This is a genomic window from Acinetobacter sp. C32I (genome assembly GCF_023702715.1).
Lineage (GTDB): Bacteria > Pseudomonadota > Gammaproteobacteria > Pseudomonadales > Moraxellaceae > Acinetobacter.
This window is the reverse complement of the sequence record NZ_CP098480.1, coordinates 2,627,869-2,639,882: the sequence shown is the minus strand read 5'-3', so window position 1 is coordinate 2,639,882 and position 12,014 is coordinate 2,627,869. Positions and strand designations below refer to the sequence as shown.

The window sequence follows — 12,014 nt, the reverse complement described above, 5'->3', positions numbered from 1 at the left end:
AGATTACGTTTCTTTGCAAAGCCTTAGAACCACTCGCTTGGATCATCGACCAACTGGTTTAAAACAGGCTGCCATTGGCTTTGGATACTGACAAAATTTTTCTGGGTTTTATCAAACACACTCAGCCCTTGCATTGCCAATGTACCGTAGGCACTACGCTCAGAAATCCATGCCACAGGATCTTGCTCAATCTTGCTAAAGAAGTCCTGAATATCTTTGGAACTGGCGCTGTTCGGTTTGACACGATTGGCAATCAACAGGATTTGCACTTTACCTTTACGAATACGTTTAATGTCTTGTAAATGTTTTAAGAAGCGACGGGTACTGTCAATATCAAAGAACGATGGTTGCAACGGTGTCACAATCGCATGTGCTTCGCTGACCAATTGCTCTGCATGTTCACCTGAAAGTGCACCAGGTGCATCGATAATTAAATAATCTAAATTCTTTGGCGCTTCACCAATCGATTTTTCATGTCGCCAATCCAGACTCTGAATGTCTGTGACGGTTTCAGGACGTTGCTTGAGCCATTGCAAAGACGATTTTTGGTTGTCAGCGTCAGCCAGCGCAACCTTATATCCTTTTTGCGATAATGCTGCAGCCAGTGTAATAGCTGTCATGGTCTTGCCACAGCCACCTTTTTGATTTGCGATTAATATGGTTTTCATGAAATTAGATTTATTAACTAGGCTCTCGTATTCGTTTATACCTTAGCATCTTTTTCGGTCAAGTGTGTTACACATGACAAAAGTTTCATGTTGCAGTTAAATAGCTGCATTCAAGAATAGGAAAGTTGCTATGTCGGTTTGGTTGGCGATGCTGATTGGTGGTTGTATTGGTGTCGTGATCACCACGATTATTTTATCCAGTACCCGTAATGGTCGGATTCAGGCTGAGTATGAAAAATATATCGCTGAACTAGAGTTAGAACATAAGCAGGCTTTGCTTGATGCGCAGAAGCGCAGTGTCAATACCAGCCGTGCGGTATTGAAAGGCAAAATGGCGGAGCAGTTTGCACCGATCCTACCAGAGTTTCGTTATTTACCCAGTGATGCCAAGTTTTTAGGTGATCCGGTCGACTACGTTATTTTTGATGGTTATACCGATTTTCGAGATGGGGATGGCACAGCCGAAGATATTGAAGTGATTTTATTGGATATTAAAAGTGGTGGTGCACGCTTAAGCAAAGGACAGCAGGCGATTGCTCAAGCGGTTGCAGAAGGGAGTATCCGATTTGAAACCTTGCGCATTGATTTTGAAGATCAATGAGGTGTTTCTAATTTTTGTACACGCGCCAACAGCATTGTTTGTGCGACGGCAGGAATACCTTCTGCATCAAAATATTCTTTTTCGATGAATTTAAATTTGGCTTGCAAGAGTTGGCGTTCAATGTCTCGATTTAGATGACAACCATCAGCAATACGTTTCTGAATCGGAGTTAATAATGTCTGCAAGGACTGTATTTTTGCCGAGTTTGGATGTTTGACATGTTCAACCAAATGGAAGGTCCCTGTTGGTTTGAGTACCCGATGTATTTCGGCTAAGGCTTGTTCAAGATCAGCAATGCTACACAGTGTCCATGTCGACACAATATGATCTAAAGATGCGTCTGCGAAAGGTAATTTCTCTGCACTGGATTGTACATGCTTAATAAAGAAAGGTGCATGCTGTACCCGTTCAACGGCCAATTGATAAATATCAGGATTGGGCTCTAAGGCATAGAGTGAATCGACATTGCCATAAAAGGGAATATTCAGCCCTGTACCAAAACCAATTTCGAGTACTTCACCTTCGAGTGGTAGCAATAATTCACGACGTCGGTCCATCAAGCTGGCGGTTTGCATGACCTGATTCAGTAAATGAGGAAAGATATGACGTTGGTAAAATTGGTAAATCATAGAGATCCATTCGTCGGTTTTAATAAAGAGGATAGTTTACTAACAGCACAAAAATATGACTAAAGTGAGTTTGACTGTTACCAAAAAAAGCACTTTTTTTCACCATCTCAGCATACTATCAAGAGAAAGGCTTTTCTAATATTTTCGAGGATAATCGAGCCATGAAAAAACGTCTATGGATGAGTTTATGCATGGTGGCTGCAATTGGGCAAACACATGCATCAACCGGTCAGGCAGAATATAACATTGCCAATGGCTTAGCACCTGTTGTGGAATATCAATCGATTTCGGTATTAAAACCTTTTGATGGTAATTTCCGTATTCTCGGTTCAAAAGTCTATCATGACGATGAGCAAGCCAAATTCTCTCCGATCGACTATGCGGTGAGTTTGGGAGCATTTACTGATCCTGCAATCGCCCGAACGATTGATGTGCGTCAATATGATCGTTATTTGAATTGGAAAATGAATACACTGCCTGTGCCACCCGATCAAGCGATCAAACTGGTGTCCAATATGCATATTATTCCTGCCAATCCTGAGATTGCCAAACAAATCAAGCAAGTGAAACGTGGTGACTTGGTTCAACTCAAAGGTGAGTTGGTCGAGATCCGAGATAAGGACTTGGTGTGGAAATCGTCTTTAACTCCAGGTGGAGTGGGTGATGGTGCCTGTGAGTTATTTCGTGTGAGTTCCATTCACTGGATTGAGAAACAGAATATTTAACAATAAATTTGCAATGAAAAAGGGGCATCAGCCCCTTTTTATTTATTTCCGCTACTCAGCTTGCATTTTGCTTTCCGCTGTTTGCGCATTTCTCCAATGATGCAACTGGCTTTGTGCATGTAGATATTCATTCAGCTGATTGACTTGCTGATTTGCATCTGTGGTTTGAGCAGTATTGGCGTGTTCCAAGACTTGGGCTTGATGTTCCCAATAATCATAAAGCAAGCCTTGAATATAGCGACCCTGCTCAGTTTTGAGTTCCAGTTCTTTGAGCATCTTCAAGGCTGAGTTCACATTATCTTTTTGACGTTGCTGCTCGAATTCAGGGGTGAGGCTATTGGCTTCTTTCATCTTGGCCAATTCCATTTCCATACTATCGCTGATGTCGGTAAAGCGATGATCATAGTCATCCAATACCGCAATATCATGTCCATCATCTGCTGTGGCAGGAAATTGTTTGATCGGGGTTTGATTCAGTTGACCAATTGCATCATTACTTGCACTGCTTTGCTGTTGTTGCGTTGCAGCTGGCTCTTTGTCCTTATTACAAGCACTGAGCATCAGCGCTGAACTGAGTACACAGGTGATGGCAAATGTGGTTTTTAGGTTAGGCATAGCAGAGCTCGTTCAAGAATTAGTTGGATATTTTCTGAAAATGGTAGGCAAAAGTGGTATAGGGGAAACTAATCTGATCTTGCGCAGTTAAGCCCGTAAAATCAAATACAATTTGTTCAAACTTTGCTTTTAACTGTTGTTGCTCTGCGGAGGGCATCGCAGCGATAAAACTGGTAGACAGCAAGCGTTTACTCACCACTTGTTCGACAGTGCCCTGATGCGCCTGTTGAAAGGTGGTTAATCCATCCAGTTTAAATAAGGATTGTCCTTCAAAGACCTGTTTCCATAATTCACTATGATAACGCGGGGTATCACCTTCTAAAGGGGCAATTTCATCAGCCAAGGCTTTGACCCAATCGACAGCGGTATCGCGCTGATTCCAGATCAAACCAAGATGTCCTGTTGGGCTGAGTATACGATGCATTTCTGTTAAGGTTTCAATATTGGCAAACCAATGGAACGATTGTGCACAGAGAATGGCATCAATTGACGCATCGGAGAATGGCAGTTCGCTACTGAATGCTTGCAGACAATCGACTGTCGGATAGGCTTGTTGAAGCTGCTGTAACATTTCAGTGACAGGCTCGACCGCGATCACTTTTGCCTGGGTCTGAATCAAGTAGGGTAAGAATTTGCCAGTCCCAGCACCGAGGTCAACAACAGTGGAACTTTCATCTATTTGGAGCCGATCTTGCAGCCAAACCGCTATTTCTTGCGGGTAACTGGGGCGAACCTGTTGGTACAGTTCAGCCCCTAAACTAAAGCCTTTTTGAGCAGCAGGATGTAAGGATTGTGTCATTTTTTGCGCTTTTTAATCTGTCTTATCTCTATAAAATAAGATACTCCGCAATTATGGTTTGGCAAAGCCATCATTTGGTGACTTTTTGCTACAGACCTAGGATCAACTTTTCAGTGTGAGCATGGATAAGCAAATAATATTTGAAGATGAGCACATTCGCGTTATTTTTTTAAAAGGTTCAAGTGACACTTTAGTGATTTCGTTTGGCGATTTGATTAGTCGCGCTAAAGGCATGTCAATTAATGCTGAAAAATCCTTAATAAAATATCAATACAATGTGATCGGCATTATGCCGAAGCAAAAATCATGGTTTCCAAAAAGTAGCATGTTGCAGATGCAGCAGCAGATACAACCGATTTTGCAGCAATTTAAAGGCATTGTCGGCTATGGCGGCTCAATGGGCGGCTATGCTGCAATCAAATATTCAAATTTATTGAATATGCAAAAGATCGTGGCTTTTGTACCGCAGTATTCCATTGACCCTGATGTGGTACAGGATCGCCGTTATGCTGAGTTTTTTGATGCGTCTATCCACCAAGATATGCAAATTCAGGCAGATGAAGTCGATTCATCGCGTGAATACATCATCGTCTATGATCCATACTATGCAGAAGATAAAGAACACTTCTTAAAGATCCAACCGTTATTGCCTAAAATGCATGTGATTCATCTGCCTTTTACTGGACATGAAGCACTTTCGGTCTTGGCAAGTTCCCAGTTGCTGAATGATTTTGTGGTTAAACCATTTGAGATCACTTATTTCTATCAGCGGGTTCGAGAGGTTAAAAAGCAAAGCAAGTTCTATTATCGACATGTGTTGGATGCTTTGTTGCCGCGCCATCATCAAGCTTTATTAAAAATACTGCAACAGAACGACATTGCTTTAGATGAGCGTTATTTTGATGCGGTACTTAAACAAAAACTGGTACAGCAGCTGTTTAATCTCAAACAAGGCACTGAACAGAATTTACATAAGCTCGGCGTACATCTGCATTTTGCGCAACATACCGAGACTCAAGCAGCCAATGTGGTGAATCTGCAGAATCAGTTCTTGGTCTTTAATTTGGCAAGCTTGAAATTAGAGTGCTATAACGCTGAGATCATTGCGGCCAATCCAACCTATCTCTTGCCATTAAACTTGACGGCCAATAGTTTGGTGAAACTCAGATTGAATGATGAATATTATCTGTTGAGCATGAATGATCGCGGGATTCACAAATTGGTCAAAGAGGGTGAACCCTTTGCACTGGATCAATCGCCGTTGGTGTTTAAACACTATGCCGATTTTTATCATCTAAGTTATAAGCAGCTGACCTTAAGTTGTGATCCACAAGGCTTGACTCAGTTTATTGAAAATAATGCGGATGAACAGACCAGACTGCAATTATGCTGAATGACTGCACTGCAATAAAAAAAGCCCTTTGAATATTCAAAGGGCTTTTTTTAGCTATGATTTAAATTAGTTAGCACCAATTTTTGCATTGGTATTCACGTTGGCATTCACGCCTAATACTTTCACACCTACATTCGCACCCGTTTGTAGGCTCTTTTTATCTGCATTTAAGCCAGTTTGTGCATTCACCGCTGAAGTTTTGCCATTCACTTGTGCTTGAGCATTGGTTTCAGCCCCTAAATTTAAAGACTTAGATTGAGTTGCTGCTTTCTTGTCTGCAATTCGTTGTTTTACATTGGCTGTGGTATCCGCAGCCAATTCCTTACCATCAACAGCTTTGTCTACGGCATAGTTGGTTGTGGTTTTTACAGCTTCACCGGTTTTATTTGCGACTTGTGAACCTACATGCGTAGCTGTGCTTACGGTTTTTTGAGTTGCTGCAACACCAGTATTTAGGGCAGTATGACCGACATTATGTGCAGTATGACCAACACCTTGAGCCACTTGACCGACGCCTTGTGCTGTGCCTTTCACTGCACCTGTGACACCTTTAAGTAGGCCACCTGATTGTACATTGACTTGAGCTGAGCCACTGGCATTTGCGCCTACGTTCTGCGCAAAAACTGAAGCAGAAGCAAGAATAGAAGTTGTCACGATAGCTGTTTTGATCATTTTTTTCATTGCGATTTCCTTAAGCGATGTACCGTATTGGGGTACTTCATTAACGCAATTGCATCATAGCGAGCAAAAAAACAGAAATGTGTGATTTTCATCAAACGTTACAACCAGATTACAGCTGAAAAACAATCTAGAGAGAAATTGTGGAGATTGTTTATGTTGATAGGCACGTGAAAAGTATAGTTTTTAATTGGTATAAATTATTGTAGTAAATCAATTTTGAGAAAAGTAATGATAATAATATTACTACTCTTCTGGTTATATTTCATCTAAATGAATATGAAAATTAAGAATATATAAATTGATTTAAACCGCTTTTAAAAAGATTAAAAAAATGGCATTTTTATTGCTTGGTATATCTATGTGAAATAATGATTGCACTTTTTTGGGTAATTTTATTTTCTCACAAGATGCTTCTTTGTTGCATTCACTGCATTTGTTGCAGTACACGATTAAGCAATATCATCATTTTATTTTTAGATCAATTTACGGTTTGAATCGTATTTTATTTAAAGATATAGATGAAATTTAAAGTGAATCTTAAATTGTATTCGCATTATTTATAGAAAAAGAATTGAAAACCAAGTAATGGCCAGTAAATAAAGCGCTGGAGAATATGAATGAAACAGATTGCAGCATTTCTACTTGTACTGATTGCACTGGGTGTGGTGGTTTTTTATTTTGAACCAGCAGAGCCCGCCGCTTCAAGCGATGAAACCGCGATTTATCAAATGACCTCTGAGCCTTCAGCAGGGCTGTCAACCCTTTTACCTAAGGAGGAAACCAAGACCGTTGAACATACCACCTCAACTATGTTGAATAAATTGGAGACAACTCAAAAAGATACCCAATTTTATGACACCAAAAGTGATCCTTCGATACAACCGATTGATCCTGACACTGATCCAGCCAATGAAATTAAAAAACTTTAAATCGTCTGGGCTTCTTTTATCCAAGAAAAACAGATATTAAGAACCGTTCTTTATCCAAGAACGATGGAGATCAATAGTGAACAATAAAACCTTACTACTTTTAAGCTTGTGTGCTTTTTATACCACCACAACCTCTGCTGCAGCACTCGATGCTGTCCAACTCAAACAACGACTCAGCACCGCAGCATTAAATAAAGTGTCGAATGGCAAAATTAATATTGATGCCTTAGTCGACAATGACTCAAATGATTTACTGATTGAATATGATAGCAGTGCAACGAGCACCACTTTAGGGCGAGAAAAACGTAGCCTGATTGCAGATGGTAAAAATCAGTTCAAAAGTAAATTCAGCAAAGCCGCAGGTTTTCAGACCTTGCGTGAGTTCAATGGCTTACCTTTAGGCTTATATCGGATTCAAAACCGTGAAACCTTAGCGCAAGTGTTAAATGATCCGACGGTGAAAGGTGTTTATCCAAACCGTAAAAATGTAACCACCACCATGGAAAGTCTTCCTTTAATTAACCAACCGCAAGCGGTTACAAATGGTTTTACTGGAGAAGGCTCGAGTGTGGTGGTGATTGATACTGGGGTGAATTATAAACATGCTGACTTTGGTTGTACCGCAGTCAATACCCCAGCTTCAACTTGTCGCGTGGTTTATGCTTTTGATAGTGCACCAGATGACAATACTCTGGATGATGATGGGCATGGCAGTAATGTGTCTGGGATTGTTGCCAAAGTTGCGTCTAAAACCAAAATTATTGGGATTGATGCGTTTAGAAAAGTCCGATCACAAGGGCAATGGGCAAGTACAGCCTATGACAGCGACATTCTGGCGGGGATTAACTGGGCGGTAAATAATGCACCAACTTATAACATTAAAGCGATTAATCTAAGCTTAGGTGTGCCTGGAGTGAAATACACCTCGGAATGTAACAATAGCAGTTACAGTACGGCATTTGCCAACGCACGTGCAGCAGGTGTTGTGCCTGTGGTGGCTTCGGGCAACGATGCATTTGCTGATGGGATTTCTTCACCAGCCTGTGTGAAAGGTGCAGTACGAGTAGGCGCGGTGTATGACAGCAATATTGGTGGCGTGTCTTGGGGCAATCCATTGAAATGCTCTGATCCAACTACAGCGGCGGATAAAGTGACTTGCTTTAGTAATGGTGGCTCCTTGCTGACTCTATTGGCGCCAGGGGCAATGATTACTGCAGGTGGTGAAACTCAAGGTGGAACTTCACAAGCAGCACCCCATGTAGCAGGGGCAATTGCGTTATTACGTGCCAATGGCGTGACACCATCAGAGAGCATTGACCAAACCGTAAATCGTTTAAGAGTGACAGGTAAACCGATTACTGATACGCGAACTGGTTTGGTATTCCCACGTATTGATTTACTGGCTGCAACCAGCGGACTCAGTTCGAATTAAGATGATTTTATAGTTTAAAGATCGATCCAAAAATAGTTTAAAAGCCATGACTCGTTGCAGCTAGCGATAGATGCAACGAGTTTTTTTATGTGTTTAATGACACTGTGCTAGCTTATCCGCACTAAAGTTACTTTGTAGTTTGTGAAAATTGGCTTGAACAGTTGCATCTTGCACATCAAAGGCGGTTGCGGTTGTTGGTTGAGCAAGCGTTTTATCTTGATAGTGTTGAGTGGTCGAGCTTGCTGAAATTAAACCATTTTGGTTAAAGCGCCAATGTTCAACCGCCTGACCGCCATCAAAATATCCCGTAAATTCGATGTTGCAGTGTTGCTCTTGTTTGCTTAGTTTTGCAATATTCCCTTCTGTGGATGGTGTGGCCCCAATATTCTTCACTTGCTGTAATGTTTGTGTGCCATTGTTCTGTGTTGAGAGCGCTGAGCAAGCAGTAAAACTGATTGTACTGATACAGGAAAGAAAAATTATTTTGAAAGTGCGTTGCGTCATGTGCAAAATTCCAGTCCGATGAATTTATGCGATTTAGTCTGTCGGCAAAATCGGTGAAGTTCAATGAATGTTTTGAGCGGACACTGTAAATTTAAAGTCTATTTTTCAAATCACTATAACAGCGCAGTCTTTAGAAAATGATATTTCAGATGATCAGGCTAGATGTTTTGAAGAAATAAAAAACCTCTACGGTGTAGAGGTTTTTGGGTTTAATTTTTTGAAGACTGACTCAGTTCAGCTCGTTCGATCGGGACATTGCCTTCATTGGTACCCACCACAGCATCTTTGGTGTCTTGCCATTTCTTGGCTGTGTATTGTTTGGCTTTTTCAGTTTGTGCTTGAACAACTTCAGATTGTTCTTCTGTATATTTCTTGGTGTCTTGCCATCTTTCACTGATCTTTTGTGAGGTGTTATCAGATGCACCTTGGATTGAGTCGCCCAAATTCTGCATGCCTTTACCTGTTTTATATAACAAGATACGACCTAGGCTTGGATTGTCACCATAGGGCATGGCTTTTTCAGGCACAGCATTAGAAGCATTGTTTGTGGTGCTAGTTGTGTCCGCTGCCCAGAGCGAAGACGATGCAATCAGTGCAGTCGTAACACATAATAGTTGTACTTTATTCATCATCTTGTCTGTCCTTTCCGCGATAGTGTCGCAATCGAGATTTTATATCTTATCGTTGGATTGAAGAAAAGAGTGGGGATGAGATGAAATTGATACGGTACGTAAAAATTATGTCTGTTCAGTTCGATAGTACATATGTTTGTAGCGTATTCGCTGCTTCATCAAATCAAGAAGATTGGGATATTAATCTGACATTTTATGATCGTTGACGCCTTGTTTTCCCCATGATAGTTTTAATTCAGCAAAATCAATATTTCCCCGTTCTATTTTTCATCACAATAGGTATGTTATGAAGCCGAGGTTGGGATATTATGTGTCACTTCTGCCGCATAAGCGTAGTTATGCATGGCGAGAGTTAAGGCTTTTTTATGGCAAGTGAAATATGCAACTGTTTTGAGCCATGCTATTCAAATAAAAAATGGCGATCAGAGTTAAAGGTTCACCCAGATACCCAAGACCGCACTACTGCTGAGTGGCGTGATCTTTTATGCCTCATTGATGAGGCGGCAAATGATCAGCGCGAAGTTTTTGCGCCTGCCAAAGATTTGGGAGTTAATGCATGGCAGAAAATTTCGACGCTACCATCTGAAATTTCTAAACTTAAAAACGTAAAGCATTTGTTACTTTATGGCAGCAATCTCACTTGGCTACCGCCAGAAATTGGAGACATGGAGTCATTAGCTGAATTTACACCATACACATCATATAAATTACATTGGTTTCCATTTGAAATTACGTATTGTAAAAATTTGAAGGCTAGTACTGTTAGCACGCGTGCGTTATACGGTAATTATAAGTTTCGAACACCATTTCCTTCTCTTAGGGGAAATCCTGTTGATTTATATCGTGAGCGTGCAAAATGTAGTATTTGTCGATGTGAAACATCGGATCGCGAATTGAATCAAGTATGGATTTCTTTGAAGGTGGCTACAGATGTTTTACCCCTATTAGTACATACGTGCTCTAAGGAGTGTTTGCAGCAATTACCGACAGGTGCTGTTAATTATATAACTGAGACACATAAAGGTGGCTTGGGGTTGGCTCAGCCTCCAAAAGAATGGTAGTGCATAACTTTTGCGTCAAGTGCGACAAGCACCCAGCCAATTATTGTGTTATTTTTTATGCTTCTGATGTACTCTCAGTTTTTAATTTTGTTATGGGTGCTTGCGCCTTACGCGGGTAGTTGGGCATGAGTAAAGCATGATCGAAATACTAGAAAATTTTGAAATATTGAAGAGTAGCTCACTTGAGTTAGATAACCTTTCTTTGGCTGGCGTGAAATATGGAAGTGATGTAAATGAATTCCCATTCGAAAAGATTACTGATATTACATTAGCTCCAATTGTGAAAGGCTCTTCTTGGTCTAAAGCAGAAGGCAGTCGATATTATGATGAAAACGAAAATGAGTTATCGAAAGCTGAAGTAATAAATAATGTAGTTCAAGAAGGTGGTGTTTTTCATTTTTATGAAAAAATTAGTTTTGTAGTAAAAAATGGAAAAATTCGTGAGTTTTCAATCTATGGCGCACATAAAGATTACTATAGTTACATTAAAAACTTTGAGCAATTTGAAGAAGAATTTGGAAAGCCAGAAAAGATGGAAATTACGCAAGCATATGGCGACATGATGAATTATAAATGCTTTTACAATAATGGTAAAAACCTAGTCGTTTGGGATGTAGATCAGAAAGCCATTGTTGTTATCTTGCTGAGAAGTGATCTTGTGTCGAAGTAAACACACCAACTTGGCACTCAACAAGGATAATGCCCCAACCACTTATGGGGCAATTTTTTAATAATTTTGGCAACCTTGAAATTACAATTTTGTTGTGGGCCATTGCCTGTTAATTTTTTAGTTAGGCTTCTGAAAATGATAACGAGATATCCAATAATAGATTTTCTAAATAAAATGACTGGTATCTATAAAACGGTTGAGGGCGAGTTTGAGCTAGAGCTTAGAAAGAATGGATATAACTTCGTTATAAATACCAAAGGAATCTCTAGTCTTAGCCAAATATATGGTTTAATTGGTGTGGCAGGTAAAAATTTAGAGCTGCATTTAAGTATGGGGCTTCCGAATATTCTTACTTTTAGTTGGCCTCATGCTTTAGAAGAAGCTAGCTCCCGTCAAGAGATTTTGTTTACAGAAAGTGACGAAAACTTGTCTGTATCATTTAATTTTGAAGGTAATTCTCTTATTTTTAAATTAATTGTTGGTGGTCAACAAAAGGCAAAATACTTCCTTCAAAAATCTTAACTCGCACTTTAACAAGTACAATGTCCAGTCACCTAGCAAATCGTTCAAGCCGAGAGGAGGCTGAATGCCAACGCTAAGTATCAGTAATATAATTCAGATGAATCACAGAATGGCAATTTGAATTAAAATTTGGCTGATGATTACCTGATAAAA

Annotated in this window: 15 protein-coding genes; 8 read left to right on the top strand and 7 right to left on the bottom strand. The window is 40.2% G+C overall.

The features are described from left to right. Nucleotides 1–23: 23 nt before the first annotated feature. Nucleotides 24–668 carry a ParA family protein gene (locus NDN13_RS12625; protein WP_251115699.1) on the bottom strand — a complete coding sequence of 215 codons (645 nt, stop codon included), beginning with the start codon at nt 666–668 and terminating at the stop codon, nt 24–26. Between the two features lie 130 nt (nt 669–798). Between NDN13_RS12625 and NDN13_RS12620 the strand changes: the two genes are divergently transcribed. Continuing rightward, entirely contained in the window at nt 799–1,269 is a 471-nt protein-coding gene (locus tag NDN13_RS12620) for a Holliday junction resolvase-like protein (RefSeq protein WP_251115698.1), read from the top strand. On the opposite strand, the gene NDN13_RS12615 is transcribed toward NDN13_RS12620, so the two are convergent. Further along, complete coding sequence (locus NDN13_RS12615; protein ID WP_251115697.1) at nt 1,263–1,898, bottom strand: class I SAM-dependent methyltransferase; 636 nt, start codon at nt 1,896–1,898, stop codon at nt 1,263–1,265. The two genes, NDN13_RS12620 and NDN13_RS12615, sit on opposite strands and share 7 nt — an antisense overlap. Before the next feature lie 161 nt (nt 1,899–2,059). Here NDN13_RS12615 and NDN13_RS12610 point away from each other — a divergent pair, with 161 nt between their 5' ends. Beyond that, the gene (locus tag NDN13_RS12610; RefSeq protein ID WP_016542781.1) at nt 2,060–2,623 is read left to right on the top strand and encodes a hypothetical protein; all 564 of its coding nucleotides are present in this window, start codon (nt 2,060–2,062) and stop codon (nt 2,621–2,623) included. 51 nt (nt 2,624–2,674) lie between these two features. On the opposite strand, the gene NDN13_RS12605 is transcribed toward NDN13_RS12610, so the two are convergent. Both NDN13_RS12605 and NDN13_RS12600 read right to left on the bottom strand, forming a co-directional pair. Continuing rightward, nucleotides 2,675–3,238, bottom strand: a complete 564-nt coding sequence (locus NDN13_RS12605; protein ID WP_251115696.1) for a hypothetical protein — start codon at nt 3,236–3,238, stop codon at nt 2,675–2,677. A gap of 19 nt (nt 3,239–3,257) precedes the next feature. Beyond that, nucleotides 3,258–4,037 (bottom strand): class I SAM-dependent methyltransferase, encoded by a 780-nt coding sequence (locus tag NDN13_RS12600; RefSeq protein ID WP_251115695.1) that lies wholly within the window; start codon nt 4,035–4,037, stop codon nt 3,258–3,260. 121 nt (nt 4,038–4,158) lie between these two features. Between NDN13_RS12600 and NDN13_RS12595 the strand changes: the two genes are divergently transcribed. Beyond that, entirely contained in the window at nt 4,159–5,430 is a 1,272-nt protein-coding gene (locus NDN13_RS12595) for a hypothetical protein (RefSeq protein WP_251115694.1), read from the top strand. A gap of 66 nt (nt 5,431–5,496) precedes the next feature. On the opposite strand, the gene NDN13_RS12590 is transcribed toward NDN13_RS12595, so the two are convergent. Beyond that, complete coding sequence (locus tag NDN13_RS12590) at nt 5,497–6,111, bottom strand: hypothetical protein (RefSeq protein WP_251115693.1); 615 nt, start codon at nt 6,109–6,111, stop codon at nt 5,497–5,499. Between the two features lie 617 nt (nt 6,112–6,728). Between NDN13_RS12590 and NDN13_RS12585 the strand changes: the two genes are divergently transcribed. Both NDN13_RS12585 and NDN13_RS12580 read left to right on the top strand, forming a co-directional pair. Then, nucleotides 6,729–7,040, top strand: coding sequence for a hypothetical protein (locus NDN13_RS12585; RefSeq protein WP_251115692.1), 312 nt, complete (start codon nt 6,729–6,731; stop codon nt 7,038–7,040). Between the two features lie 76 nt (nt 7,041–7,116). Further along, nucleotides 7,117–8,472 carry a S8 family serine peptidase gene (locus NDN13_RS12580; protein ID WP_251115691.1) on the top strand — a complete coding sequence of 452 codons (1,356 nt, stop codon included), beginning with the start codon at nt 7,117–7,119 and terminating at the stop codon, nt 8,470–8,472. Nucleotides 8,473–8,565: 93 nt separating this feature from the next. On the opposite strand, the gene NDN13_RS12575 is transcribed toward NDN13_RS12580, so the two are convergent. Both NDN13_RS12575 and NDN13_RS12570 read right to left on the bottom strand, forming a co-directional pair. Beyond that, nucleotides 8,566–8,976 carry a hypothetical protein gene (locus NDN13_RS12575; RefSeq protein ID WP_251115690.1) on the bottom strand — a complete coding sequence of 137 codons (411 nt, stop codon included), beginning with the start codon at nt 8,974–8,976 and terminating at the stop codon, nt 8,566–8,568. A gap of 209 nt (nt 8,977–9,185) precedes the next feature. Then, nucleotides 9,186–9,608: a hypothetical protein gene (locus NDN13_RS12570; protein ID WP_251115689.1), complete on the bottom strand. Its 423-nt coding sequence runs from the start codon at nt 9,606–9,608 to the stop codon at nt 9,186–9,188. 365 nt (nt 9,609–9,973) lie between these two features. On the opposite strand from NDN13_RS12570, the gene NDN13_RS12565 reads away from it, so the two are divergent. From NDN13_RS12565 to NDN13_RS12555, 3 genes are all read left to right on the top strand, one after another. Continuing rightward, on the top strand, nt 9,974–10,669 hold the full coding sequence (locus tag NDN13_RS12565; RefSeq protein ID WP_251115688.1) for a hypothetical protein: 696 nt from the start codon (nt 9,974–9,976) through the stop codon (nt 10,667–10,669). 136 nt (nt 10,670–10,805) lie between these two features. Then, entirely contained in the window at nt 10,806–11,339 is a 534-nt protein-coding gene (locus tag NDN13_RS12560; RefSeq protein WP_251115687.1) for a hypothetical protein, read from the top strand. A 174-nt stretch (nt 11,340–11,513) separates the two neighbouring features. Beyond that, complete coding sequence (locus NDN13_RS12555; protein WP_251115686.1) at nt 11,514–11,861, top strand: hypothetical protein; 348 nt, start codon at nt 11,514–11,516, stop codon at nt 11,859–11,861. Nucleotides 11,862–12,014: the final 153 nt, after the last annotated feature.